Raw genomic sequence first — 23,941 nt, 5'->3', positions numbered from 1 at the left:
TCCCGCTAATCCGTCCGGCCGGCTCATACGCCCAACCACATCAGCCCACCCGGCAACTCGTCCGCCGCAAAGTCGACCTGCAGCACGCGGCGGTGGCCGGGGTGCACGGAGGGCTCCGAGGCGTGCAGGATCGGCGTCGCATACAGCCAGATGTCGCCCGGCTCGGCGCGGCACACCGCGGTGCCGCAGCGTGCGACGACGTTGGGCACATCAGCCTCCGCGATGCGGCCGAGCCGGTGCGAGCCGGGGGCGATCAGGAGCGGAGCATTGCCGGCCGGCACGGCATCGAGATGGACGCGCAAGGTGACCATGCGCGCCAGCACCTCATAGGGCGGCGCGACATGCTGCAGGCCGCCTTTGATCGTCCAAGGACCGAAGCCTACGACTTCGATGCGGTCACGCACCACGATGGTGCGGTCCTGATGCCATGGCACGGCCCAGTTGGCCTGAGCCGTCTTATCGAAGTAAACGGCGCGAACCGGGCGCGTCGCGTCCCCGAGAACGGCGGCGGCGGCTCGACCGATCGGGCCGTCATTGGCGAGAAACGGTGTCAACGCTGCCACTCCGTGCAGACGCGTGCCGGCCTGCCTTGGTGCGTGGCCGGACAAGGCGGCGACAAGTCCGTGCAAGGCCGACGCATCGAGCGACGCCGGGACATGCACCGCACCGGCATCAGCAAAGCGGGACTTGTGGAGAGAGGAGAACTCGACGGTCATGCGCGATTGAGATTAGAGCGCATCCAGGACGTTTGGCAATCGTCCGCTCGGCGACAGCGCAGCGTTGCACGGACACAATCAGACGCAACTCGTCGCGCCAGCTCCGCGCTCCCGTGGCGTTGAAGAAGCGAACCGCGCGGTTCGTCCCTCTTCACGCGAGAGTGCCATGTCGATCAGCTCCGTCAGTTCTCCTCTGTCCACGGTCTCGGCCCAGACCACCACCGCCACCTCGTCGACGGCCGCCGCGTCCTCGTCATCGGCCACGAGCTCGGCCGGCAGCAGTTCGGAAAGCTCCTCCGGCAGCGGCGGCTCGTCCGCGAGCAAGACCGTGGTCAGCGAGGTCTCGATCACGCTCGACGGCGTCACCATGACGACCATCACCTACTCCGACGGATCGACGGAGGTGACGAAGACCGCGGCCGCATCGGACAGCAGCAAGGGCGCGCAGGGCTACAATGCCCAAAGCGCCTCCGGAAACAGCGGCACCGGCGCATCGAACCAGAGCGTGACGGTCTGAGTCCTCGTCAACGGCAATCATGACCGCCTGACTAACAGTTCCCGGATGGGAACCGTTGCGTATCGGCATCCGCCCGTGACACTGCGGTGACGCCGCCAAGCAACACTGCGCGTCAGACTTCGCGGGCGGGCGATTGTTAATTTGCGCCGCCGACACGATTCACCGCTGTTAGCAGGCCATGCGATCAGGGGAGAATGTCGATGTTGCGGGGCGTGATGGCTGCGGGGCTGCTGATCCTGGCGATGGGATCTGAGCTTCAGGCGGCGAGCGAGTCCGGTGCGGAGACGCGGATGTCGTGCTCGGATGTCCGCTACTACGTCGAGAAGTACACCGCCGAAGTCGCCGAGATGTATGCGCGCAGCCGCGGCGCGACCGACGCGCAGATCAACCGCGCCCGGCGCTGCCTGACGCCGGTGCAGGTCCGGCGCGCGGAGCGGTGGCGGAACTACACAGAATAGATCCGCAGGACGCGACAGACGATAGCACCTCAAATGTCGTGGCGGCGCACAGCCGCCGCGCGCGTTTGCCCGAGCGGCTTGCTTCACCTCGCCTGCCCCGTCGAAAGCAACTCAATGCGGCGGAGGCACGACTCCGTATCACGCCCGATGCCGATGGACGTCGATGGCCGGGACGAGGGCCATACGACGCTGGATGGTCGGGGCAATGCGTCACAGCCCCCCTCCAGGGGAGGGTGGAAGCGTGCCTCGCGCGACGGTGTCTCGGGCGTGTGGTCGACGGCGTAACCCGCCGCTTTGTTTGGGAAGGCGGCGGATGACGCTCCGTCATCCGCCCTCCTCCAATCATGCCTGCTCGATCGCGGCCGGCATCTTGGCGACCGACATCAGCGATCTTGCGACCTGGTTGAGGAGCTGGTCGGCGTTTTCCTCCTCGGCCAGCGACTTCGACAGCAGCGCGACGACGGCGCTGTGGCGGAGCTGCGAGGCGAGGTTGCGGGCGGTGGTGTAGCCGGACATCTCGTAATGCTCGACCCGCTGCGCGGCGCCGATCAGCGCGAGATCGGCGGCGGCATCCTCCTTCTCCTCGCCTTGCGCGATGATCTCCTGGCCTTCCTCGACCAGGCCCATCATGCCCTTGCAGGGTTTGGCCTTCGGCGTCGTGCCGAGCAGCTCGAAGCACTCGTTGATGCGCTCGATCTGGGCCTCGGTCTCGACCAGGTGCTGCTCGAACAATTCGCGCAACTGATCGAACCGTGCGGCCTCCGCCATCTTCGGCAGCGCCTTGGTGAGCTGCTTCTCGGCGTGCAGGATGTCGCGCAGTTCCTCGATCAGGAGCTCGCCGAGGCCGGCCTCGTCGGCCGGAGGCGAACTCTCGGCGACGATCGCGCTGGACGCACCGTTCTCGCCGGCCTGGATCGCCGGCGATTCGGTGAAGACCCAGTCGCCGCCCTCGTTCCAGGGGCCGCGAGTGTCGATCTCGCCGTGATCGCCGGAGCCGGTGGAATCGTTGAAGAACTGATCGACGAGGCCCGGCGTCGGCGCGATGCGGCCGACGCTGAAGGCCGGCTTGTTCATGCTCTCCAGCGCCAGCGCGAACGCCTTCATGTGCGTGATCTCGCGCGTCATCAGGAACTGCAGCGCGTCCTTGGTGCCGGCATCGTCGGTGAAGTTGATCAGCCGCTCATAGACGATCTTGGCGCGGGCCTCAGCCGCGATGTTGCTGCGCAGGTCGACGTCGAGCTCACCGGTGATCTTGAGATAGTCGGCGGTCCAGGCGCTGCCCTGCGAGTTGAACAGGTTGACGCCGCCGCCGCCGGCAATCGCGATCAGCGGATCGGCCTCGGCCGCCTCGCGGTCGAACTTGGCGGGCTTCAGATGCATGCGGGCGAGCGTGCCGACCACTTCGAGATGGCTCAGCTCCTCGGTGCCGATGTCCATCAGCAGGTCCTTGCGATCGGGATCCTCGCAATTGAGGCCCTGGATCGAGTACTGCATGGCGGCGGCGAGCTCGCCATTGGCGCCGCCGAACTGCTCCAGCAGCATGTTGCCGAAACGCGGATCGGGCTCGTCGACACGGACGGTGAACATCAGCTTCTTGACATGGTGATACATGGAAGGCCTCGGACGTTGGCGGGGGGACGCATTGTCCGAACGGCGCGGTCCCATGGTTGTTCCTTACCTCTCGGCCCGGAACTTGGCCGCTCGCGACAGCCCGGGTCACGTCATATGCACCCTGGGTCGCACTCGGCGGTTCATGCGAATGTTGTCGCGCCCCCTGTCGCAATCCACACGGCCGGCCTAAAATGCGGTGACTTTGCGACGACATCCTGTTGGCAGTTGGGCCGCCGCCCTTGCTAAGCTTTTCCCTGCTCGCCTAAGCTGTTGTGCTGGAGAGTGAGATGTTGATGCGGACACCAGCCAGGGAGAAACCCGGTCTCGGCGAACGACTTCGCCGCGTCATCGGACGTCTCCGTGCGCACGCATCCTCCCTCGCCCCGCCATCGCTGACGATGACGGCGTCTGCACGGCAGCCGTCCTATCACGTCGTCGACGACGAACCCGACGACAGCAACATGGACCTCGCGCTGGCGGCGCTGATCGACCAGATCGAGCGGCCGGCGCAAGCGCCGCCGTCGCGATTTCCGTCGCTGGGGCGCGTCACCTCCGCGCGCCAGGCTCCGCACATCCCGGTGTATGAGCGGCCGCCCTATTTCGACATCACGCCGCGCGACGTGGCGCCGCGTCCCGTCGAGGTGGAGCCGCGGCGGGCGCCGTATGACGAACCCGCCGAGCGGGTCACGCCGGAGGAGGAACTGTCGGAGCTGCGAAAGGATCTCATGAGCGCGATCTCGGCGCGGCTCGGAACGCCCGAGGATCATCTCGCCACGATCCGGACGCTGCTGAGGTCGGTGAAGTAATGTGGGGCCGCAGCAACATCGGCAAGACGGTCGAGGAACTGACCGATCATCTGCGGCTGGTCGATCACGTCCGCGCGCTGCAGGACGGCCAGAAGGAGATCGCCGAGGCGATCCGGGCGGTCAATCAGCGGCTCACCTCGATGGAGGCCGAGTTCAAGATCCTCAAGGCGGAAACGCAGCGCGACGCGCTGCGCGAGGTGCAGCACGCGGTCACCGCCGTGCAGGGCTCGATGCATGACGAACTGACGCGCATGGCGACACGGCTCGCGGTGCTCGAGCAGGCGTTGCGGCGCGAGGCCGCGCGGCAGCAGGCGCCAGGCGGCGCGCCGCGCCCGCCCGCCGCGCCGTCGCGCTCCGACGGATCGCGCTGACGCTCGCTCCTGCCCGCCCGGCACAACTCTGCCGCGATCAGCCATGGAAGCCGATGTGCTCCACGATGCGCACGGCTCGCATCATTCCCGCCCAGCCCTGCTCGTGCCAACCAATCGTCAACCAACATGACAGGCGGAGTCGTCGACAACGCTCCTCACCGCCGGCATCGGCAGGGACGGCAGCATCTGCGCTTGGCGTGGTGAGCGGATGATGTAGTCTGCTCAGAAAGCAACGACGACAACCAAAACCGTCGGCACCGTGGCCGGCGCACACGTGCGAGGGGCCCATGACCGACCATCTGATCGTCACCGACGAGGGCGAGACGCGGACGATCAAGCTTCGCCGCCCGGAAAAGAAGAACGCGATCACCCAGGCCATGTATCTCGGCATGAGCGACGCGATCGACACCGCGCAGAACAATCCGCTGGTGCGATGCATCATCATCACCGGCGGCTCGGGCGTGTTCACGGCCGGCAACGATCTCGAGGATTTTCTGCACGCCGGCCATGCGGGGAGCGAGGCGGTGCGCACATCGGCCGCGACCAAATTTCTCTACTCGCTGGCGCACAACGCCAAACCGATCATCGCCGCCGTCGACGGCGTCGCGATCGGCATCGGCACCACGATGCTGTTCCATTGCGACTACGTGCTGGCTTCGACCACGGCGACATTCTCCACACCGTTCATCCATCTCGGCCTGGTGCCGGAAGGCGCATCGAGCCTGTTGATGCCGCAGACCATGGGCTATCAGCGGGCGTTCGCGATGCTGGTGATGGGGCGTAGCATGACCGCGGCGGATGCGCAGATCGCCGGCTTCGTCAACACGGTGGTGGCGCCGGGACATACCGAGGTCGAGGCGCACAAGGTGGCGCGCGACATCTGCCGGCTGCCGGCCGAGGCGGTGGCGATCGGCCGCAAGCTGATCCGGACCGCGCCGGACGAACTGACCCGCCGCATCGACCAGGAGGCCTATCTGTTCGCCGAGCGCATGACCTCGGAGGAAGCGATCGGCGCGTTCAAGGCCTTCCTGTCGCGCAAGAAGAAAAAGTGACGCCGGGGCCGTCGGACGCGCATGCCCAGTTTTGATGTCATCGTGATCGGCTGCGGCGCGGTCGGCAGCGCCGCGCTGCTGCATCTCGCCAGAGCGGGAAAGCGGGTGCTCGGCATCGACCGCTTCCAGCCGCCGCATGTGTTCGGCTCGACCCATGGCGAGACCCGCATCACCCGCGCGGCGATCGGCGAAGGCGTCGACTACACGCCGCTGGCGCAGCGCTCGCACCAGATCTGGCGCGAGCTGGAGCGCGAAACGGCTGCGCATCTGTTCGAGCAATGCGGCTGCCTGTTCATTCCGGCCCGCGACGGCGGCGAGGTGCATGGTGTCAGCAGCGCGCAGTTCTTCGCCAATATCGAGACGGCCGCGCGGCTGCATGGCGTCGACGGCGAGACGATCTCCCCGGAACGTCTGCGTGCCGACTATCCGGGCTTCGCCACAATGCCCGGCGATCGCGGCTTCCTCGACCGCGAGGGTGGCTACCTGCTGGTGGAGGACTGCGTGCGCGCCGAGCTTGCCGTCGCCGCGCGGCTGGGCGCCGAACTGCGGACCGGCCGGCGCGTGACGTCGTTCCGCCGTGCCGGCGGCGAACTCACGGTGACCATGGACGATGGCACGTCCGCGTCGGCGACGACGCTGATCGTGACCACCGGCCCGTGGATCACCGAGCTGATCGCGCCGCTGCAGCGACGCGTGACGATCACGCGGCAGGTGCTGTACTGGTTCGAGGTGCTGTCCAACCCGCAACGCTTCGGCAAGGGCGCGCCGGTCTTCATCTGGGACGTGACGGGGCGCGAGCGCGCCGCCTCCGACATCTACGGCTTTCCCTGGCTCGGCTCGCCCGACAACGGCGTCAAGATCGCCAACGAGGTCCTGACCGGAGAGACCGATCCCGATCACGTCTCGCGCGAGGTCACGGCAGACGAGATCGAAGCGACCTACGAGACCTATGTCCGGCCGTTCGTGCCGGATCTCGGCCCGCGCTGCCTGCGCAACGCGGTCTGCCTCTACACCAATGCGCCGGGCGGCCGCTTCGTCATCGACCGCGATCCCGGCGATGACGACGTCATCTACGCCTCGCCCTGCTCCGGCCACGGCTTCAAGCATTCGCCGGCGGTCGGCGAGGCGCTCGCGGCGATGGCGCTGGGCCAAACGCCGCGAGTCGATGTTTCCGGCTTCACGCTGGACCGGCTGCCATCGTGACGGCTACTTGCCGGACGACAGCGCCGCGGTCTGCTTGGCGAGGCCCTCGTCGAACTGCACCTCGAGCTTGTCGAGATAGGCGTTGAACTCGCCCGGCTTGACGAACGGGTTGGGCGCACCGTCGGCGATCTTCGCCCGCTTGCCGGCCATGTCGTACATTTCCGGATGCGGCGCCAGCAGGATATCCGGATGCATATTCTTGGCCCAGGCGAAGGTCTTCTTGTAGTCGTCGACGATGCCGGGATAGGTCGGCCGCCCGACCAGCTGGTTCAGCGCCACCGTGGCGCTGCAGAAGAACAGGACGCTGCGCGTCGCGTCGCCGTCCTTCACATTGGTGGTCCAGCTGGTGCAGCCCGGCGAATGGCCCGGCGTCTCATGCGCCGTCAGCGTGACGTTGCCGAGCGTGACCGTGTCTCCCTCCTTCACCGCCCGGTCGACCTTGACGGGCGGGAAGTTCAGATGGGTCTGCTCCTCGCGGCCCGGATAGAATCCGCCTTCGAGCAGCGGCACGTCCTTGGCGCCGGCCACCATCTGCGCGCCGGTCTCCTGCTTGATCTGCGCGAGCCCGCCGGTGTGGTCGATATGGGCATGGGTGTTGATGATGTATTTGATGTCGGCGACCTTGAAGCCGAGCTTGCCGATGCTGTTTTCGATCTGCGCGGTCGATTCCGGCATCACCGTATCGATCAGGATGTGCCCCTGCGGCGTCGTGATCAAGTAGGAGGCAAGGCCGTTGGTGCCGACATAGTAGATGTTGTCGATCACCTTGAACGGCTCGGTCGGCTTATTCCAGCCGGCGATCACCTGCTTCATGAAGTCAGGCATTGTTTGCGCTGCAGCGGGACCGGCCGCCAGCGTCACCGCGGCGGCGAACAGCATCATTCTTTTCATCACGGCCTCTCGATTCACGATAAAGTTGTTATGACGTCGTCTTATGTCATCGCTCCGTAAGGGAGCCATGTTTCTCCGCCGCCCTGCATCACACGTACCGTTGAACACGTACCGTTGACCTCGCGAACGATCTTGAATGATTTTGCCATGAGCCGACTCAGCCGCGTCTTCGCCGCCTGCCTTCTTGCCGCGCTCAGCGCCGCTGCTCTTGCCGCCCTGCCCGTCCATGCCGAGGACGAGCCGGTGTCCTTGCGCATCCTCGCCATCAACGACTTCCACGGCAACCTCAAGCCGCCGGCCTCCGGCATCCGGATCGCCGATCCGGCGGACCCGACCAAGAGCACGGTCGTTCCGGCCGGCGGCGCCGAGCACATGGCGAGCCTGATCAAGCTGCTGTCGGATGGGCAGCCCAACACGATCTTCGTGGCGGCGGGCGACCTGATCGGCGCAAGCCCGTTCCTGTCGGCGATGTTCCACGACGAGCCGACGATCCAGTCGATGTCGAAAATGGGCCTCGCGCTGTCGGCGGTCGGCAATCACGAGTTCGACGAGGGCAAGGCCGAGCTCTTGCGCATGCAGAACGGCGGCTGCCATCCGACCGACGGCTGCCGCGGCCCCGAGCCGTTCACCGGCGCCCAATTCCACTACCTCGCGGCGTCCACCTTCATCGCGGGCACCGACAAGACGATTTTTCCGCCCTATGAAATTCACACCTTCGAGGATATTCCCGTCGCCTTTATCGGCCTGACCCTGAAGGGCACCGCGGGCATCATCTCGCCGGCGAGCGCCGCCGGCCTCGAATTCCGCAACGAGGCCGAGAGCATCAACGCGCTGATCCCGGAATTGAAGGCGAAGGGCGTGCAGGCGATCGTCGTGCTGATCCATGAGGGCGGCTGGCCCTCCGGTGGCATGAACGAATGCCCGGGCCTGTCCGGCCCGATCGTCGACATCGTCAAGGATCTCGACAGCGCGGTCGACATCGTCATTTCCGGCCACACCCACCAGGCCTATGTCTGCACCATCGACAAGCGGCTGGTCACCTCGGGCGACAAGTTCGGCACGTTGGTGACCGCGATCGACGTCAAGCTCGACCGCACGACGCGCGACGTGATCAGCGCCACCGCGACCAACATGGTCGTCGACGGCAGCCTGCCGAAGGACGGCGCGCAGACGGCGCTGATCGAGGCCTATGAAAAGGTGGCGGCCCCGATCGCCAACCGGCCCGCGGGCACTATCACGCAGGTGCTGTCGCGCCTGCCGAATGCCGCCGGCGAGAGCGTGCTCGGCGACGTCATCGCCGATGCCCAGCTCGCGATGACCTCGGCCGCCGACAAGGGCGGCGCGGTCATCGCGATGACCAATCCCGGCGGCATCCGCACCGATCTCGCGCGCCGTGACGACGGCACGGTCACCTTTGCCGACGTGTTCGCCAGCCAGCCGTTCCGTAATCAGCTCACGACGGTCACCCTGACCGGTGCCGAGATCAAGGCGGCGCTGGAGCAGCAATGGCTCGATCCGGCGCGGCCGCGCATCCTGCAAATCTCTCGCGGGTTCAGCTATGCGTTCGATCCGAAACAGCCTGCCGGATCACGCGTCGATGCCGCGTCCATGACGCTGAACGGCACGGCGATCGATCCGGCGGCGTCCTATCGCGTGACCCTCAACAACTATCTCGCCTTGGGTGGCGACGGCTTCACCGCGTTCAAGAGCGGCCGCGATCCGCTCACCGGCGTCTATGACGACGAGGCCCTGTTCGCCTATCTCAAGGCCAACAGCCCGCTCGGCCCGCCACCGCGCGACCGCATCGTCAACAAAGCCCAGTGATCCCTGGCCTCACTGGGCGGAAAGCCGGTCATATCGCCGTCGAGGCTCTTTCCGAGGCTGCGCTCAGCGCATAGATTGGGCACTCCCGCAACGCGCGAGTGGCAGAGCCCTGATGTCGACGCTGTATCTTTCTCACGAAGCCTGCCTCGATCACGCCACACCGTCCGGACACCCTGAGCGTGCCGACCGCCTGCGCGCCGTCGAGGAGGCGCTGACCGAGGAACGCTTCGCGCTGCTCGATCGCGACGAGGCGCCCGAGGCGGATATCGAGCTGGCGCTGCTCTGCCACAACGAGCACTACGTCACCGAACTGCGCCAGATGGCGCCGACCTCCGGCATCATCTATCTCGACGGCGACACCTCGATGTCGCCCGGCACCTGGGAAGCCGTGATGCGAGGCGTCGGGGGCGCCGTCGCGGCCACCGAGTCCGTGATGTCCGGCAAGCACAAGAACGCCTTCGTGGCGGTGCGCCCGCCGGGCCACCATGCCGAGATCGCCAAGCCGATGGGCTTCTGCTTCTTCGACAATGTCGCGATCGCGGCCCGCTACGCCCAGCGCACCTTCGGCATCGAGCGCGCGGCCATCATCGATTTCGACGTCCACCACGGCAACGGGACACAGGACATCTTCTGGGCTGACAAGAGCGTGATGTACTGCTCGACCCACCAGATGCCGCTGTTCCCCGGCACCGGCGCCCGCGGCGAGCGCGGCGAGCACGACACCATCGTCAACGCGCCGCTGGCCTCGGAAGACGGCAGCCTGGAGTTCCGATCCGCCTTCGAGAACCTGATCCTGCCGCAGCTGACCAAGTTCAGCCCGGAGCTCGTGATCATCTCGGCCGGCTTCGACGCGCATTATCGCGACCCGCTCGCATCCTTGAACCTGCGCGCGGAAGATTTCGGCTGGGTGACCCGAAAGCTGATGGATCTCGCCGAGAAGACCGCCGGCGGCCGGGTCGTTTCGGTCCTGGAGGGCGGCTATGACCTTCAGGGACTGAAAGAATCCGTCTCGGCCCACGTCGCGGCCCTGACCGGGGCGTAATCCCCAGGTTCCGGCCGATCTGCCCGGTCGGGACCTGACAGAGCCCTGGACGGAGTGTAAAAGCACGGCCCCGGAGTTGTGTATCTGCAGGGAACCCGCATGGCGGACACCACTGTCACCGACGTCAAGAAGCTGTCGTTCGAGCGCGCGATCGAGGAGCTGGAATCGATCGTGAAACGGCTTGAGGACGGCAAGGTGCCGCTGGAGGAGTCGGTGGCGATCTACGAGCGCGGCGAGGCGCTGAAGCGTCGCTGCGAGGAATTGCTGCGCCAGGCCGAGGCCCGGGTCGAGAAAATCACCACCGACGCCAGCGGCCGGGCGACCGGGACCGCGCCGCTCGACGTGCAGTAGTCCGCTCACGGCCGCCCCGCACGTGGCCGGGATACCGCCTGAATTTTTTTCGTAGCGCAGGCCGCGGCGATGCAGTCCGGGCACCTGCCGCCTCCCGATCGTGCAGATCAGCCGAAACGCGATGCAGGCGGCTCGAACCCAATCGTCGCCGGCGGGCGTGGGGCATCTCTTCCATTAACGCTAACGCGCGAAGTTTGGCCCGACGGTCGAGCGCCCTGTTCTCGGTCACGGCCTCAGCAGCACCGTTCCGCCGGGGGTGGTCTGGGCAGACAGTAGAGGGGCGACAGGGTCCGGCGTTCGATCCGCGAGCGTCAGGCGCCAGAACCGCAAGGTGTTACGCTCGCGGTTCTTTTACGTTTCGGTGACGATGGATCAATGAAACACCGCAGGCGTATGACGTCTTCATGATCGCTTGCGGACCGGTCCCCATCCGCCAGCGCATGGCTCCGCCTGCGGCCGCACGCGCGATCGTCAGGACAGCCCGTCCCGCACTGCAGGAAAAAGGCTGGACCGCGGGCACTTCTCCGGTTTATCCCGGAGACGCTTCTGCTGCCGATTTGAGCAGCCCGATGGAACAATCCGCCTGTCGCTGCGGTTGTGTTGTCGCGCGAAGGTACCGTTTGCGGGCTTGCCATCTTGCGCCGGGTTGGCTTTAAGACGCGCTTTGGTGTAAAGCTTCTCGGAACTGCGGGTTTTTGGAAATGCTCTTTCCCTTCAGAGGGATGGAACTAAGCATTTGCAAAAGCTAGCAAAACTGACTTGGCTGAACGACTTGGCGATCTTGGGCGACAAACGAGGACGGCAAGGCAACCAAGAGTGACTTACATCACTGAGATCGATCCAAAAGCCGGCTAGTGTCCGGTCGGCGGCCTCGATCCGCGCGGATGTAATCTTCGAGACCCCAGGTTTCGCCGCCCGTTACGATGAACCTCTCAGACGTCGGCCCTTGAACCCGACCTGCAAAATTGGAATGTCACCGTGACCACATTTAGTAAAACGCCGCTTCTCGACACCATCAAGACTCCGGAAGATCTGCGCCGGCTGAAGGTCGAGCAGGTCCGGCAGGTCGCCGACGAACTGCGCCAGGAGACGATCGACGCGGTCTCGGTGACCGGCGGTCATTTCGGCGCGGGTCTCGGCGTGGTCGAGCTGACCACGGCCATCCATTACGTGTTCGACACGCCGCGCGACCGTCTGATCTGGGACGTCGGCCACCAGGCCTACCCGCACAAGATCCTGACCGGGCGCCGCGACCGTATCCGCACTTTGCGCACCGGTGGCGGCCTGTCCGGCTTCACCAAGCGCGCCGAGAGCGATTACGATCCGTTCGGCGCCGCGCACTCCTCGACCTCGATCTCCGCCGGCCTCGGCATGGCCGTCGCCCGCGACCTCTCCGGCGGCAAGAACAACGTGATCGCCGTGATCGGCGACGGCGCGATGTCCGCCGGCATGGCCTATGAGGCGATGAACAATGCCGGCGCGATGAACTCGCGCCTGATCGTGATCCTCAACGACAACGACATGTCGATCGCCCCGCCGGTCGGCGCGATGTCGGCCTATCTGTCTCGCCTCTACTCGGGCAAGACCTATCGCACGCTGCGCGATGCAGCCAAGCAGCTCGGCCAGCATCTGCCGAAGGTGATCGCCAACCGCGCCAGCCGCGTCGAGGAATATTCCCGCGGCTTCATGATGGACGGCGGCACGCTGTTCGAGGAGCTCGGCTTCTATTATGTCGGCCCGATCGATGGTCATAACCTCGACCATCTGCTGCCCGTCCTGAAGAACGTCCGCGACATGGAGACCGGCCCGATCCTGGTCCACGTCGTGACTCAGAAGGGCAAGGGCTACTCGCCGGCGGAAGCCGCCGCCGACAAATATCACGCGGTGGCCAAGTTCGACATCGCCACCGGCACCCAGGCCAAGGCCAAGCCCAACGCCCCTGCCTATCAAAACGTGTTCGGCCAGAGCCTGGTCAAGGAAGCCGAGAAGGACGACAAGGTCGTCGGCATCACCGCCGCCATGCCCTCGGGCACCGGCATCGACATCTTCGCCAAGGCCTTCCCGAAGCGCACCTTCGACGTCGGCATTGCCGAGCAGCACGCGGTGACCTTCGCCGCGGGTCTCGCCGCCGAAGGCTACAAGCCGTTCTGCGCGATCTATTCGACCTTCCTGCAGCGCGGCTACGACCAGATCGTGCATGACGTCTGCATCCAGTCGCTGCCGGTTCGCTTCGCCATCGACCGCGCCGGACTGGTCGGCGCCGACGGCGCCACCCATGCCGGCTCGTTCGACAACGCCTATCTCGGCTGCCTGCCGAACATGGTCATCATGGCCGCGTCCGACGAGGCCGAGCTGGTGCACATGGTGGCGACGCAGGTCGCGATCGACGACCGTCCGAGCTCGGTGCGCTATCCGCGCGGCGAAGGCCGCGGCGTCGAGATGCCGGAAGTCGGCGTGCCCCTGCCGATCGGCAAGGGCCGCATGATCCGCCAGGGCAAGCAGGTCGCCCTGCTCTCCTTCGGCACCCGTCTGGCCGAGTGCGAGAAGGCGGCCGACGAGCTCGCCGCTCACGGCCTCTCCGCCTCGATCGCCGACGCGCGCTTCATGAAGCCGCTCGACGAGGAGCTGGTGCTGAAGCTCGCCCGCGAGCACGAGATCCTGATCACCATCGAGGAAGGCTCGATCGGCGGCTTCGGCTCGCACGTGATGCAGTACCTCTCCGACCAGGGCATGCTCGACGGCGGCCTGAAGATGCGCACGATGGTGCTGCCCGACGAGTTCCAGGACCACGACACGCCGGCGGCGATGTACGCCCGCGCCGGGCTCGACGCCAAGGGCATCGTCCGCAAGGTGTTCGAAGCGCTCGGCAAGGACTACGCGGCCGAGGCCGTCAAGCTCGCCTGAGGCGGGCTTGCACTCCCATCTGAAGTCCCCAAGCCCGCAGGCTTCGGGCCGGGACTTCAGGTTGATGGCCTTGTGAACGCTTCGATCGCGCACCTGATGCGCTAGACGACAGCCGGCGCTGGTGGCGCCGGCATCGAAGCTACTCGCTGCTTCCAGCGCGCCCGCCGCTCCTCATCGTCATCCGGAGACGGAAGCGGCCAGACATGCTCCCGCCACCATGGTGGCTTCCGCGCGGGCAGCACAGCCCAGAGATCCGGATAGAGATCCTGGATGATCTTGCGCAGAGACGGCCAGGTTCTGCTCGTGACCTCGCCGACGATGACCGCGAGCAGGTGAATTTCCGTCAGCGTCTTGATGCCCCGCGGGACCGGTCCAAGATCGATCGAGAACGGCTGCAGCACGAAAACGGCCGAGATCGCCAGCATGATCCAGAACTGCATGCGGTAGAACCATGACAGGCCGCTGGTGATATCGAGATTGGCTATGAACAGGCTCGAACGCAGTTGGGGAAGATCCGGGTGCTTGAGCTCCAGGAACAGCCCGTAAGCAAAGGCCGAATGCAGCAGCCGCTGATACACCCGCTGGTCGATGAACCAGAACGCGAAAACGCCTGCGCTGCCGATCATGCAGACGAGCGCGCGCAGATAGGCGAGATGCTCGGCACGGCTCGTGATATCGACGGCGGGCGGCGGCGTGAAGGCGTTGACGGTAATCAGCCCGATGGCGCCGAGCACGGCCGCTGTCCAGGCCGAGCAGATCGAGCGGATCTGACTCTGCGACTTGTCAAAGTCGCTTTCGAACGTGCGCAGATGGGTATAGATCGAAAGCCGTTCTGCAGAAGTGAATCCGGTCATCGACGACCTCGGACTGCAAGCTTTCACGATACGCCGCGATACTAACCTGAGCTGGACGCGAAATGAAGATTTACCTCGCAGGACCGGAGGTTTTTCTGTCCGACCCGATCGCGATCGGCCGACGGAAGGTCAGCATCTGTGAAAGCCACGGCCTCGCCGGGCTTTACCCGATGGACAATACCGTCGATCTACACGCCGCCGACGCCTCGCTCGCGATCTTTCGCGGCAACGAGGCGATGATGGACATGTCCGATGCCATCATCGCCAATCTCACGCCGTTCCGCGGCCCCGGCGCCGATGCCGGCACGGTCTATGAACTCGGCTACATGGCCGGCCGCGGCAAGCTGTGTTTCGGCTACTGCAATGACCCGGGCCTCTATTCCGAGCGGGTCGGACGCTTCTCGACGATCACGAAGCAGGACGGCCGGCTGGTCGATGCCGAAGGCCTGACGGTGGAGGATTTCGGCCTGCCCGACAATCTGATGATGATCCATGCGCTCGATCTGCACGGCCATCCGCTGGTGCTGCCGCGCGACCGGCCGGCGGATGTCTGGCATGATCTCACGGCGTTCGAGGAATGCGTGAGGCTGGCCGCCCAGCGGCTGGGCGCGGAGTCGTAGGGTAGGCAAAGCGGCGCCGACGGCGACGCGTGCCCACCATCCATCCGCAGCCTCGGTCAACATGGTGGGCACGGCGCATCGATTGCGATACGAGCTTGTGGCGAGAGCGGTACACGCGCCTTTGCCCACCCTACGAGGCTCGTTGTGTGGCACGATCTTGCGGCACCCTCAGCTGTCGTCCCGGCGAACGCCGGGACCCATAACCACAGGACGTCGTGTTGAGCAAATGCGTAGTTGCCAGCTTCCTACGAACTACGTCCTGTGGTTATGAATCCCGGATCGGCGCTTCCCACGCGCGATGCGCATTGGAGCTTGCCCGGGACGACACTGAATTTGACGCGCCGCCTTCACAACTCATGACCATCGATCAGACAAATGCCCCCTGCCCGCAAACGCGCTGATATCCTCCTGGTCGAACGCGGCCTGTTCGAGAGCCGCGCGCGGGCGCAGGCAGCGATCGAGGCGGGACTGGTGTTTGCCAATGACAAGCAGGTGGTGAAGGCGTCCGAGACCATTCCCATCGATGCGGTCGTTCAGGCCGAGCCCGCGCATCCCTGGGTATCGCGCGGCGGCGTCAAGCTGGCGGCGGCATTGGAGCATTTTGGCATCGAGGTCGAGGACCATGTCTGCCTCGACGTCGGCGCCTCCACCGGCGGGTTCACCGAGGTGCTGCTGGCGAACGGCGCGGCGATCGTCTTCGCGGTCGATGTCGGCCGCGACCAGCTGCATCCGTCGCTCCGCAACCATCCGAAGATCATCTCGATGGAGCAGACCGACATCCGCAGCTACGAGGGCAAGCGGCTGCCACAGCGGCCGGATATCGTCGTGATCGATTGCAGCTTCATCTCGCTGAAGGCCGTGCTGCCGGTGGCGCTGACGCTCGCGGCATCGCCGATGAGCCTGCTGGCACTGATCAAGCCGCAATTCGAGGCCAAGGGCGCGCACGGCAAAGGCGGCATCATCAAGGATGCCGGCGTGCATCAAACCGTGTGCGACGACATCGCCGCGTACGCGGCCTCGCTCGGCTGCAGCGACATCGAGATCTTCCCATCCTCCATCAAGGGCGGCGACGGCAACGCCGAATTCTTCCTGGGAGCGCGCCGCCATGGTTGAGCGTCTCGTCATCGACCATGTCGGCCATCGCGGCGACGGCGTGTCGCTGTCGTCGGGCGAGGCGCTGTACGTGCCGTACACGCTGGCCGGCGAGACGGTGGAGGCTGCCGCCATTGCCGGCCATCCGGACCGCCGCAAGCTGCTGGCGGTGGAGACAGAGAGCGCCGACCGGATCGCCCCGTTCTGCGCGCATTTCGGCGTGTGCGGCGGCTGTGCCATCCAGCACTGGGCGCCGGAGCCCTACCGGCAATGGAAGCGCAACATCGTCGTCGAGACCTTGCGCGCGGCCAAGGTCGATTGCGAGGTCGCCGATCTCATCGACGCGCACGGCGCCGGCCGGCGGCGCGCGACGTTTCACGCGCGCATGGGCACCCACGACATTCTCCGGGTCGGCTTCTCGGCGGCAAACAGCCACGAGATCGTCCCGATCGACCGCTGCCCCATCCTCGATCCCGCGCTCGACGGCGCGCTCGAAGCCGCCTGGGCGCTCGCGGAGGCGCTGAAGCCCACGGGCAAGCCGCTCGACATCCAGGCGACCGCGACGATCAACGGCCTCGACGTCGACATCCGCGGCTCCGGGCCGCTGCCGCCGCCGCGCATCGCGGCGCTGTCGCTCATCGCGGAGAAGCACCGGCTGGCGCGGCTCACGCGCCATGGCGAGCTGGTGCTGATGCGCAATCCGCCTGTGGTGGCGATGGGCACGGCGCAGGTGACCCTGCCGCCCGGCTCGTTCCTGCAGGCCACCGTACAGGGCGAGGAGACGCTGGCGCAGCTGGTGCTGGAGCGCATCGGCAAGACCAAGCATGTCGCCGACCTGTTCTGCGGCGTCGGCCCGTTCGCGCTGCGGATCGCCGCGCGCGCGCGTGTCATCGCAATGGACAATGACGCCGGCTCGATCGTAGCGCTACAGAAGGCCGCCGGCACGCCGGGCCTGAAGCCGATCAAGGCCGAGGCGCGCGACCTGTTCCGCCGCCCGCTGATGCCGCCCGAATTGCGCGATATCGACGCCGTCGTATTCGATCCGCCACGCCAGGGCGCGCAGGCGCAGGCGAAGCAGCTTGCATCAAGCAAGGTGCCGGTGATCGTCGCGGTGTCCTGCAACGTCACGACGTTTGCGCGGGACGTGCGGATGCTGATCGACGGCGGCTACAGGCTGGAGACCGTGGTGCCGGTCGACCAGTTCCGGCACACGCCGCATGTGGAGCTGGTGGCGAAGCTGGTGCGGTGAGGCGGATATCATCATTAGTTGAGCGACAGAGGTGCCTCGTCGCGCACGCTGCGCTCCCTCTCCCCGTGAAGAACGGGGAGAGGGAGCGCAGCGTCGCTCGTGATGGAGAACCCGGCTCATCGCCAGAGCTGAGCCATCTATCAGCCAACGTGATTGCCAACCCGCAGCTCTTTTTCTGTTCTGACCGCGCAGACCACCGCCTGCGAACAGCTACCTCACCACACTCACCTTCACCGGCGCGACACCCGTGTTGATCATGCCGAGCGCCTGGGCGGCCGAGTAGGACACGTCGACCACGCGCCCGTGCACGAACGGGCCGCGATCGTTGACGCGCACCACCACCGAGCGGCCGGTCTTGACGTTGGTGACCTGGAGACGCGTGCCGAACGGCAGGCTCCGATGCGCGGCCGTGAGCTCGGAGGGATCGAAGCGCTCGCCGCTCGCGGTCTTGCGGCCCTCCGAATAATAGCTGGCGAGACCCGACGACGCCGTGCGTTCCGGCGACGAAGCGGGCTCGGCATGCCGGACCCGAACCACCGAGGCCGGCGCGGTCTCCGTCCGTTCCGCCGGGCGCGGGAGTTCGACGGCGGCCTGCCTGACCGGCGCAGCGAAGCGGGCCTGCCGCACCGCCGGCGACTGCGCGCAGGCGGCGAGGGACGCCGCCGCCGCAGATACGAACGCGAGCCGCGCCCACAGGCGCATGTACTCCGCGCGGCCGCCCCGAAGCGCTGCATCGCTCTTGTCGTGCTTGCCAGGACCTTCTGTCCGGTCGTTGATACGCATGTTCTGTGCGCCTCCGCCTTACCCGGTCATGGTCGCGGCCCAATCGCGGCGGCACGGTGGCAAGGAGAGCTTTGGCGATCTGCAACTCCTGGTTTTTGCCTGGCTGTGGCCCAACAGCCACAGGCGAGCTGTGGTGGAGTGCTTGCGGCGTTGTCCACACAATATCGAGCTACCTTCAGGACCGGAGACGCGCATGCAGGAGCCGTTGCTCACACGGATCGTCGACGCACTGGCCGATGTGCCGGGTCTGGGCGCCATCGCGCTTGGCGGCTCGCGCGCACGCGGCACGGCAGGCGCCGGCTCCGACTACGACATCGGGCTGTACATCGCCCCTGGCGCGGCGCTCGATGTCACCGCCCTGCGCACGGCCGTGCGGCGCCTCGTTGGCCAATCCCGGCCGGTCGAGCTGACGGAGGTCGGCGGCTGGGGGCCATGGATCGTCGGCGGCGGCTGGCTCCAGATCGACGGAGTGAAGGTCGACCTGCTGTATCGGCCGATCGACGCGGTCGATCGGGTCATCGACGACTGCCGGAGCGGACAGATCGAGATCGACTATCAGCCCGGCCATCCGCATGGCTTCGTGTCGGCGATCTGGATGGGCGAGGTCGCGCTGTGCCGCGTACTGCACGACCCGGCGCGACGGTTGGCCGTGCTGAAGACACGCTGCACGCCCTATCCGTCCCGTCTGGCCGCCGCGATCATTGGGCGCTTCCAATGGGAGATCGCGTTCAGCATCGAGAATGCTGCGCTTGCCGTCGCGCGCGGCGATCGCACGCATGTCGCCGGATGCGCCTATCGCGCGCTCGCCTGCGCCGCCCAGGTGCTGTTTGCCCGCAATGCGCGCTATCTGATCAATGAAAAAGCCGCGCTCGCGGAAGCCGCGACGCTGCCTCTGACGGTGACTGATCTGATGGCGCGTGTGGAGCTGATCTGGCAGGCGATCGGCAGCGGCGCCTTGAGCGCCGCGATCGACGGCCTACGCGCGCTCGAAACCGACCTGATGAGGCTGACGCCCCGGGACGCGCCGGACTGACGGCGCGGCCACGCAACCGCTCACCGTCCCCAGCGATCCTGCCAGATCTTCTCGCCGATCAGGCAGGAGACGCGCGGCTGCTCCTTGGGGTCGTCGGCGACGGGAACGATGCGCGGCGGCGGCTGACGGCCGGCGACCTCCATCAAGAGCTTGGTGCGAATGGCGTCCTTGAACTCGTCGCGGCTCTTGATCGTGACCACGAACGAGCCGCGGCCGCCGGTGACGCAATCCTTGTAGTAGAGATCGAGGTTCTCGATATCCATCGTCGAGTAGGACGGCTCCTTGACCATGATCGGCAGGCCGTTGATCGTGATACCCTTGTTGACCGCCTCGTCGCGGGCGATCGTGACCGGCGGACCGTTGTTGTTGGGACCGTCGCCGGAGATGTCGATGACGCGGCGCAGGCCACGATACGGATTGTCGTCGAACATCGGCATCGCGAAGTAGATCGCCCCAGAGATCGAGGTGCGCGACGCGCGCCGGATCGGCGTCTTCATGATCTCGGCGGCGACGGCATCGGCGGTTTCCGGTCCGTCGATCAGCCGCCAGGGAATGATGATCTTCTGGTCGCTCGAGGCGGCCCACTCGAAATAGGTGACGGCAATGCGGCCGTGCACGCCGTTCTTCAGCGCTTGCAGGAACTCGCGGGAGCTCAGCGCCTGGGCGTAGCCTTCACGCTGGATCGCGAGCTCGTCGAGGTCCATCGAGTAGGAGACGTCGACGGCCAGGATCAGCTCGACGTCGACGGAGGCTTCCTTCTCGCTCAGTTGCTGAGCGGACTTGCCGCCCGGTGCCGCCGCGACCGTGGCGACATCGCCGCTCGCCAACGCGCCCGCCAGACACGCCACACCGATCGAGATCCACCAGCGCATGAGCTGCCCTCCAATCGCGTGACATGATGGTGACATGCAATCCGCGTCGCGCAAAGCGCGAACGCGTGCATCCATTCACATTCCGGTTAGTCCCCGGAGTTGCCCGGATGTTAGCCAAGCGGCGTGCGCCCTTCGCCCAAAGACCCTGCGGCCCGTGGTTTCCCGGAACGGCGGGAGGCTGTATTGTGGCGGCACTGCCGCATCAGGAACACAGGCGCGACCGTCCATGAACGATGCCGTCACCAAGCCGAAGACGAGAACGCGCACCAAGACCGAGCGTCCGCGGCTCTACAAGGTCATCCTCGTCAACGACGACTTCACGCCGCGCGATTTCGTGGTGATGATCCTGAAGGCCGAATTCCGCATGACCGAGGACCAAGCCTACAAGGTCATGATCACGGCGCATAAGCTCGGCGTCTGCGTGGTGGCCGTGTTCACCCGGGACGTCGCCGAGACCAAGGCGACCCGGGCCACCGATGCCGGCCGCGCCAAGGGCTATCCGCTGCTGTTCACCACCGAGCCCGAGACCTGAGCATCTTCTTCGCGCAACCCGAACACGCGTTGTTCGGTCGAGAAGCCCGCGATCGGGAATTCGCCGAGATCGGTCCAGAGATCGGACTTGGGCGCGGGACTGGCGCCGGCAAAAGCCTCGGAGGCGACCACCGTGCGCTTCAGCCTTGCCGCGATCTTCTCCAGGCGCGCCGCGAGATTGACGGCGGGGCCGATGCAGGTGAAGTCGAGCCGGTTGCCGCCGCCGATATTGCCATAGAGCAGCGGGCCGACATGCAGCGCCACGCCGAAGCGGAAGTGTTCGGCGGCCTCAGCCGTGCGATATTCCAGGGCGTCGACGCGCTGGCGCGCGGTGCGGGCCGCCTCGAGCACCCGGGTGCAGACCTCCGTCGGATCGCCGCCCTGCTTGCGGATCGGGAACACGGCGAGCAGGCCGTCGCCCATGAACTTCAGCACCTCGCCGCCCTGCTCCCGGATCGGTTCGACCTGGCAGTCGAAATAGCGATTGAGGATCTCGACGACGTCCTCGGCCGGCAGCCGGTCCGACAGCGCCGTGAAGCCGCGCAGGTCCGACAGCCAGATCGCCGCATCCAGCGTATCGGTGTGACCGCGGCGGATCTGGCCGCCGAGGATGAGCTCGCCGGCGCTGTTGCCGACATAAGTGTCGAGCAGCATGGAGGCGGTCCGGCGCAGCGTGACGATCTCGGTGTAGCGCGCCAAGGCCGGGATCAGCGACCGGATGGCGCCGAGATGCTCCTCGGCGAAACCGTCAGGATCCCTGGTGGTCCAGCTCGCTGCATGGATCGCCCGGTCGATGAAGGTCAGCGGCAGGCTGACATAGTCGGTGACCCCTTCGGCGCGCAGATCCATCAGGATCGGGAAACGCTCGGCTTGCGGATCACGGGGATCGGCCCTGAACTCGACCCCGTTCTCGAACACGAGCGCCAGCGGACTGTTGAGATAAGTCGGGCTGCTTTCGAAACCGAACGCGACGGTGCCCATCTCGACCTCCGCCCCCGGACGCCAGATGAAGCTCCGGCCGGCGATGTCGGGATGCAGGGTGCGGACGAACACACCGACCCGCCACAAGGGAATGCCGAGGTCCACCAGCCGCGTGCAGAACTGGTCCATCATCTCGCTCGGCGTCGCCGTGGAGCGCGCGCCGTCGACCAGCCATTCCCGGATGTCCTGCAGCTTCGAATAGTCCATGGCTCAGCTTAGGCGAGCCGTGTGACAACAGCAAACAGGCGCAGCGACAAATTGCGACCGGCTCGAGCCGCTACCCGACCTGGCCGCGATGGCGCAGCAGGTGGTCGGCGAGCACGCAGGCCATCATCGCCTCGCCCACCGGCACGGCGCGGATGCCGACGCAGGGGTCGTGACGGCCCTTGGTCAGGATCTCGGTCTCGTGGCCGGCGCGGTCGACGGTCTGGCGCGGGGTCAGGATCGACGAGGTCGGCTTGACCGCGAAGCGCACCACGATCGGCTGCCCGGTGGCGATGCCGCCGAGAACGCCGCCGGCATGGTTGGACAGGAACCGCGTGCCGTCATTGGCCGAGCGCATCTCGTCGGCATTCTCCTCGCCGGTGAGTTCTGCCGCGGCAAAGCCGGCGCCGATCTCGACGCCCTTCACGGCGTTGATGCTCATCATCGCCGCGGCGAGATCGGCATCGAGCTTGCCGTAGAGCGGCGCGCCGAGGCCGGCCGGCACGCCCTCGGCGGTGATCTCGAGCACCGCGCCGATCGACGAGCCTGACTTTCGGATACCGTCGAGATAGTCCTCGAAGAACGCCGCCTTGTCCTTGTCCGGGCAGAAGAACGGATTGCGCGCGATCTCGTCCCAGTCCCAATTGTCACGGTTGATCTTGTGCGGCCCCATCTGCACCAGCGCGCCGCGGACCTTGACGCCGGCGATGATCTTGCGCGCGATGGCGCCGGCCGCAACGCGCGTGGCGGTCTCGCGCGCCGAGGAACGGCCGCCGCCGCGATAGTCGCGCAGGCCGTACTTCGCCTCATAGGTGAAGTCGGCATGGCCCGGGCGAAACTTGTCCTTGATCTCGGAATAGTCCTTGGAGCGCTGGTCGGTATTCTCGATCAACAGCGCGACCGGCGTGCCCGTGGTGACCTGCGCGCCCGTGTCGGGATCGGCCATCACGCCAGACAGGATCTTCACCTGGTCCGGTTCCTGGCGCTGGGTGGTGAAGCGCGATTGGCCCGGGCGGCGGCGGTCGAGATCGGTCTGGATCTCGGCGGCCTCCAGCGGAATCCGCGGCGGGCAGCCATCGACCACGCAGCCGATGGCCACGCCATGGCTCTCGCCGAAGGTGGTGACGCGGAACATGTGGCCGAAGGTGTTGAAGGACATGAGCTGCGAGCCGCCGAAGATGAACTGTTAACGCGGATGTTGATGGCCAACGTGGTATCTCGGCAGGCGCAGGGGGTCAAACCAGACAGTCCTGCGTCATTCCGGGGCGATGCGATAGCATCGAACCCGGGATCTCAGGCTTGTCGGACTCACCTCGAGATTCCGGGTTCAGCCCTGCGGGCTGCCCCGGAATGACGCAAGCCAGCAATCAGCTGAACTTTTCGAACCCGCTCTCGCCGAACACATAGACCGCGCCCTGCTGGATCGGCAGGTCAACGGCGCGGCTGGGCGTTTCGAAGCCGAGGGCGACCATCAGCGCCCGCGCGGTGCCGCCATGGGCCACCGCGACGATATCGCGGGTCAGGCCGTCATACCACTCGCGCACCCGGCGCTCGACATCGGCATAGGTCTCGCCGCCCTCCGGTGCCAGGGTCCATTTCTCGGTCAGGCGCCTGGCGTAGAACACGGGGTCAGCGGCCTGCATCTCCGGCAGGGTCGCCCCCTCCCATTTGCCGTAGCCGATCTCGCGCAGCCGCGCGTCGAGCGCATAATCGGCCACCGGCAGCTTCAAGGCCCCGCGCACCAGCTCCATCGTCGCGCGGGCGCGGATCAGGGGGCTTGCAACGTAAGGCAGGCGTCCTGCGTCATGGCCGTTCCGCGCCACCAGTTCGCTGAGGATATTGCCGGCCTGGACGGCCTGCACGCGCCCGAGCGCGTTCAGCGGAATGTCCTGCGTGCCCTGCAGCCGTCCGAGCGCATTCCATTCCGTCTCGCCGTGGCGGATGTAGTAGATCGTGGGCCGGGGCATCGCGGGTGA

General features: G+C 66.3%; 25 protein-coding genes. 15 read left to right on the top strand and 10 right to left on the bottom strand.

The window, feature by feature from the left end; translation table 11 throughout:
• Positions 1-23: 23 nt before the first annotated feature.
• Together ACQR0Z_RS14770 and ACQR0Z_RS14765 are read right to left on the bottom strand one after the other, a co-directional pair.
• Complete coding sequence (locus ACQR0Z_RS14770) at positions 24-554, bottom strand: phytanoyl-CoA dioxygenase family protein (RefSeq protein ID WP_434919068.1); 531 nt, start codon at positions 552-554, stop codon at positions 24-26.
• Positions 555-794: 240 nt separating this feature from the next.
• The gene (locus ACQR0Z_RS14765; RefSeq protein WP_434919067.1) at positions 795-1,094 is read right to left on the bottom strand and encodes a hypothetical protein; all 300 of its coding nucleotides are present in this window, start codon (positions 1,092-1,094) and stop codon (positions 795-797) included.
• Between ACQR0Z_RS14765 and ACQR0Z_RS14760 the strand changes: the two genes are divergently transcribed.
• Together ACQR0Z_RS14760 and ACQR0Z_RS14755 are read left to right on the top strand one after the other, a co-directional pair.
• Positions 1,084-1,233, top strand: coding sequence for a hypothetical protein (locus ACQR0Z_RS14760; protein WP_434919066.1), 150 nt, complete (start codon positions 1,084-1,086; stop codon positions 1,231-1,233). The two genes, ACQR0Z_RS14765 and ACQR0Z_RS14760, sit on opposite strands and share 11 nt — an antisense overlap.
• Positions 1,234-1,433: 200 nt before the next feature.
• A complete protein-coding gene (locus ACQR0Z_RS14755) occupies positions 1,434-1,691 on the top strand; it encodes a hypothetical protein (protein WP_434856886.1) in 258 nt (85 codons plus the stop codon).
• Positions 1,692-2,033: 342 nt separating this feature from the next.
• Here ACQR0Z_RS14755 and ACQR0Z_RS14750 read toward each other — a convergent pair whose 3' ends face one another.
• Positions 2,034-3,302: a DUF892 family protein gene (locus ACQR0Z_RS14750; protein WP_434919065.1), complete on the bottom strand. Its 1,269-nt coding sequence runs from the start codon at positions 3,300-3,302 to the stop codon at positions 2,034-2,036.
• Positions 3,303-3,700: 398 nt separating this feature from the next.
• Between ACQR0Z_RS14750 and ACQR0Z_RS14745 the strand changes: the two genes are divergently transcribed.
• The 4 genes from ACQR0Z_RS14745 (at position 3,701) to solA (ending at position 6,734) form a co-directional block, all read left to right on the top strand.
• The gene (locus ACQR0Z_RS14745; protein ID WP_434856888.1) at positions 3,701-4,108 is read left to right on the top strand and encodes a hypothetical protein; all 408 of its coding nucleotides are present in this window, start codon (positions 3,701-3,703) and stop codon (positions 4,106-4,108) included.
• A complete protein-coding gene (locus tag ACQR0Z_RS14740) occupies positions 4,108-4,479 on the top strand; it encodes a hypothetical protein (RefSeq protein ID WP_434919064.1) in 372 nt (123 codons plus the stop codon). Before ACQR0Z_RS14745 ends, ACQR0Z_RS14740 begins: the two co-directional genes overlap by 1 nt.
• Positions 4,480-4,766: 287 nt before the next feature.
• The gene (locus tag ACQR0Z_RS14735) at positions 4,767-5,531 is read left to right on the top strand and encodes a crotonase/enoyl-CoA hydratase family protein (RefSeq protein ID WP_434919063.1); all 765 of its coding nucleotides are present in this window, start codon (positions 4,767-4,769) and stop codon (positions 5,529-5,531) included.
• A 21-nt stretch (positions 5,532-5,552) separates the two neighbouring features.
• Positions 5,553-6,734 (top strand): N-methyl-L-tryptophan oxidase, encoded by a 1,182-nt coding sequence (gene solA, locus ACQR0Z_RS14730; RefSeq protein ID WP_434919062.1) that lies wholly within the window; start codon positions 5,553-5,555, stop codon positions 6,732-6,734.
• A 3-nt stretch (positions 6,735-6,737) separates the two neighbouring features.
• Here solA and bla read toward each other — a convergent pair whose 3' ends face one another.
• Positions 6,738-7,625: a subclass B3 metallo-beta-lactamase gene (bla, locus tag ACQR0Z_RS14725; RefSeq protein ID WP_434919061.1), complete on the bottom strand. Its 888-nt coding sequence runs from the start codon at positions 7,623-7,625 to the stop codon at positions 6,738-6,740.
• 147 nt (positions 7,626-7,772) lie between these two features.
• Between bla and ACQR0Z_RS14720 the strand changes: the two genes are divergently transcribed.
• The 4 genes from ACQR0Z_RS14720 (at position 7,773) to dxs (ending at position 13,746) form a co-directional block, all read left to right on the top strand.
• On the top strand, positions 7,773-9,449 hold the full coding sequence (locus ACQR0Z_RS14720) for a bifunctional metallophosphatase/5'-nucleotidase (protein WP_434919060.1): 1,677 nt from the start codon (positions 7,773-7,775) through the stop codon (positions 9,447-9,449).
• 112 nt (positions 9,450-9,561) lie between these two features.
• On the top strand, positions 9,562-10,491 hold the full coding sequence (locus ACQR0Z_RS14715) for a histone deacetylase family protein (RefSeq protein ID WP_434856894.1): 930 nt from the start codon (positions 9,562-9,564) through the stop codon (positions 10,489-10,491).
• Between the two features lie 99 nt (positions 10,492-10,590).
• Positions 10,591-10,842: an exodeoxyribonuclease VII small subunit gene (locus tag ACQR0Z_RS14710; RefSeq protein WP_434856895.1), complete on the top strand. Its 252-nt coding sequence runs from the start codon at positions 10,591-10,593 to the stop codon at positions 10,840-10,842.
• A gap of 978 nt (positions 10,843-11,820) precedes the next feature.
• Positions 11,821-13,746, top strand: a complete 1,926-nt coding sequence (gene dxs, locus ACQR0Z_RS14705) for a 1-deoxy-D-xylulose-5-phosphate synthase (RefSeq protein ID WP_434856896.1) — start codon at positions 11,821-11,823, stop codon at positions 13,744-13,746.
• 101 nt (positions 13,747-13,847) lie between these two features.
• Here the strand turns inward: dxs and ACQR0Z_RS14700 are convergent, their stop codons facing one another.
• Positions 13,848-14,600: a hypothetical protein gene (locus ACQR0Z_RS14700; protein WP_434856897.1), complete on the bottom strand. Its 753-nt coding sequence runs from the start codon at positions 14,598-14,600 to the stop codon at positions 13,848-13,850.
• Positions 14,601-14,662: 62 nt separating this feature from the next.
• Here ACQR0Z_RS14700 and ACQR0Z_RS14695 point away from each other — a divergent pair, with 62 nt between their 5' ends.
• The 3 genes from ACQR0Z_RS14695 to ACQR0Z_RS14685 all read left to right on the top strand — a co-directional run bounded on the left by ACQR0Z_RS14695 (position 14,663) and on the right by ACQR0Z_RS14685 (position 17,561).
• Positions 14,663-15,220: a nucleoside 2-deoxyribosyltransferase gene (locus tag ACQR0Z_RS14695; RefSeq protein WP_434878720.1), complete on the top strand. Its 558-nt coding sequence runs from the start codon at positions 14,663-14,665 to the stop codon at positions 15,218-15,220.
• A 375-nt stretch (positions 15,221-15,595) separates the two neighbouring features.
• On the top strand, positions 15,596-16,333 hold the full coding sequence (locus ACQR0Z_RS14690; protein ID WP_434919059.1) for a TlyA family RNA methyltransferase: 738 nt from the start codon (positions 15,596-15,598) through the stop codon (positions 16,331-16,333).
• On the top strand, positions 16,326-17,561 hold the full coding sequence (locus tag ACQR0Z_RS14685; RefSeq protein ID WP_434919058.1) for a class I SAM-dependent RNA methyltransferase: 1,236 nt from the start codon (positions 16,326-16,328) through the stop codon (positions 17,559-17,561). The genes ACQR0Z_RS14690 and ACQR0Z_RS14685 overlap by 8 nt, the downstream gene beginning before the upstream one ends.
• 210 nt (positions 17,562-17,771) lie before the next feature.
• Here the strand turns inward: ACQR0Z_RS14685 and ACQR0Z_RS14680 are convergent, their stop codons facing one another.
• Positions 17,772-18,263 carry a septal ring lytic transglycosylase RlpA family protein gene (locus tag ACQR0Z_RS14680; protein WP_434919318.1) on the bottom strand — a complete coding sequence of 164 codons (492 nt, stop codon included), beginning with the start codon at positions 18,261-18,263 and terminating at the stop codon, positions 17,772-17,774.
• A gap of 109 nt (positions 18,264-18,372) precedes the next feature.
• On the opposite strand from ACQR0Z_RS14680, the gene ACQR0Z_RS14675 reads away from it, so the two are divergent.
• Entirely contained in the window at positions 18,373-19,377 is a 1,005-nt protein-coding gene (locus ACQR0Z_RS14675) for a nucleotidyltransferase domain-containing protein (protein ID WP_434919057.1), read from the top strand.
• Between the two features lie 20 nt (positions 19,378-19,397).
• Here the strand turns inward: ACQR0Z_RS14675 and ACQR0Z_RS14670 are convergent, their stop codons facing one another.
• Positions 19,398-20,249, bottom strand: coding sequence for a DUF1194 domain-containing protein (locus ACQR0Z_RS14670; protein WP_434919056.1), 852 nt, complete (start codon positions 20,247-20,249; stop codon positions 19,398-19,400).
• 226 nt (positions 20,250-20,475) lie between these two features.
• On the opposite strand from ACQR0Z_RS14670, the gene clpS reads away from it, so the two are divergent.
• The gene (gene clpS / locus ACQR0Z_RS14665) at positions 20,476-20,781 is read left to right on the top strand and encodes an ATP-dependent Clp protease adapter ClpS (protein ID WP_434856903.1); all 306 of its coding nucleotides are present in this window, start codon (positions 20,476-20,478) and stop codon (positions 20,779-20,781) included.
• On the opposite strand, the gene ACQR0Z_RS14660 is transcribed toward clpS, so the two are convergent.
• The 3 genes from ACQR0Z_RS14660 to ACQR0Z_RS14650 form a co-directional block, all read right to left on the bottom strand.
• Positions 20,745-21,968, bottom strand: coding sequence for an adenylate/guanylate cyclase domain-containing protein (locus ACQR0Z_RS14660; RefSeq protein WP_434856904.1), 1,224 nt, complete (start codon positions 21,966-21,968; stop codon positions 20,745-20,747). The genes clpS and ACQR0Z_RS14660 overlap by 37 nt on opposite strands.
• 70 nt (positions 21,969-22,038) lie before the next feature.
• Positions 22,039-23,124 (bottom strand): chorismate synthase, encoded by a 1,086-nt coding sequence (gene aroC / locus ACQR0Z_RS14655; protein ID WP_434919055.1) that lies wholly within the window; start codon positions 23,122-23,124, stop codon positions 22,039-22,041.
• 208 nt (positions 23,125-23,332) lie between these two features.
• Positions 23,333-23,932, bottom strand: coding sequence for a histidine phosphatase family protein (locus tag ACQR0Z_RS14650; RefSeq protein WP_434919054.1), 600 nt, complete (start codon positions 23,930-23,932; stop codon positions 23,333-23,335).
• Between the last annotated feature and the right edge of the window lie 9 nt (positions 23,933-23,941).

The organism is Bradyrhizobium sp. HKCCYLS3077 (assembly GCF_051167555.1).
In the GTDB taxonomy this organism is placed as follows: Bacteria; Pseudomonadota; Alphaproteobacteria; order Rhizobiales; family Xanthobacteraceae; genus Bradyrhizobium.
Note: the sequence above shows the minus strand (reverse complement) of the source record. Positions and strands in the feature narration are given on the sequence as shown.

Coding starts and splice junctions, on each gene's coding strand:
- ACQR0Z_RS14760 (WP_434919066.1), top strand. CDS start 1,084: ATGACGACCATCACCTACTCCGACGGATCGACGGAGGTGACGAAGACC.
- ACQR0Z_RS14765 (WP_434919067.1), bottom strand. CDS start 1,094: ATGGTCGTCATGGTGACGCCGTCGAGCGTGATCGAGACCTCGCTGACC.
- ACQR0Z_RS14755 (WP_434856886.1), top strand. CDS start 1,434: ATGTTGCGGGGCGTGATGGCTGCGGGGCTGCTGATCCTGGCGATGGGA.
- ACQR0Z_RS14750 (WP_434919065.1), bottom strand. CDS start 3,302: ATGTATCACCATGTCAAGAAGCTGATGTTCACCGTCCGTGTCGACGAG.
- ACQR0Z_RS14745 (WP_434856888.1), top strand. CDS start 3,701: ATGACGGCGTCTGCACGGCAGCCGTCCTATCACGTCGTCGACGACGAA.
- ACQR0Z_RS14740 (WP_434919064.1), top strand. CDS start 4,108: ATGTGGGGCCGCAGCAACATCGGCAAGACGGTCGAGGAACTGACCGAT.
- ACQR0Z_RS14735 (WP_434919063.1), top strand. CDS start 4,767: ATGACCGACCATCTGATCGTCACCGACGAGGGCGAGACGCGGACGATC.
- solA (WP_434919062.1), top strand. CDS start 5,553: ATGCCCAGTTTTGATGTCATCGTGATCGGCTGCGGCGCGGTCGGCAGC.
- bla (WP_434919061.1), bottom strand. CDS start 7,625: ATGAAAAGAATGATGCTGTTCGCCGCCGCGGTGACGCTGGCGGCCGGT.
- ACQR0Z_RS14720 (WP_434919060.1), top strand. CDS start 7,773: ATGAGCCGACTCAGCCGCGTCTTCGCCGCCTGCCTTCTTGCCGCGCTC.
- ACQR0Z_RS14715 (WP_434856894.1), top strand. CDS start 9,562: ATGTCGACGCTGTATCTTTCTCACGAAGCCTGCCTCGATCACGCCACA.
- ACQR0Z_RS14710 (WP_434856895.1), top strand. CDS start 10,591: ATGGCGGACACCACTGTCACCGACGTCAAGAAGCTGTCGTTCGAGCGC.
- ACQR0Z_RS14700 (WP_434856897.1), bottom strand. CDS start 14,600: ATGACCGGATTCACTTCTGCAGAACGGCTTTCGATCTATACCCATCTG.
- ACQR0Z_RS14695 (WP_434878720.1), top strand. CDS start 14,663: ATGAAGATTTACCTCGCAGGACCGGAGGTTTTTCTGTCCGACCCGATC.
- ACQR0Z_RS14690 (WP_434919059.1), top strand. CDS start 15,596: ATGCCCCCTGCCCGCAAACGCGCTGATATCCTCCTGGTCGAACGCGGC.
- ACQR0Z_RS14685 (WP_434919058.1), top strand. CDS start 16,326: ATGGTTGAGCGTCTCGTCATCGACCATGTCGGCCATCGCGGCGACGGC.
- ACQR0Z_RS14680 (WP_434919318.1), bottom strand. CDS start 18,263: ATGCGCCTGTGGGCGCGGCTCGCGTTCGTATCTGCGGCGGCGGCGTCC.
- ACQR0Z_RS14675 (WP_434919057.1), top strand. CDS start 18,373: ATGGTCGCGGCCCAATCGCGGCGGCACGGTGGCAAGGAGAGCTTTGGC.
- ACQR0Z_RS14670 (WP_434919056.1), bottom strand. CDS start 20,249: ATGCGCTGGTGGATCTCGATCGGTGTGGCGTGTCTGGCGGGCGCGTTG.
- clpS (WP_434856903.1), top strand. CDS start 20,476: ATGAACGATGCCGTCACCAAGCCGAAGACGAGAACGCGCACCAAGACC.
- ACQR0Z_RS14660 (WP_434856904.1), bottom strand. CDS start 21,968: ATGGACTATTCGAAGCTGCAGGACATCCGGGAATGGCTGGTCGACGGC.
- aroC (WP_434919055.1), bottom strand. CDS start 23,124: ATGTCCTTCAACACCTTCGGCCACATGTTCCGCGTCACCACCTTCGGC.
- ACQR0Z_RS14650 (WP_434919054.1), bottom strand. CDS start 23,932: ATGCCCCGGCCCACGATCTACTACATCCGCCACGGCGAGACGGAATGG.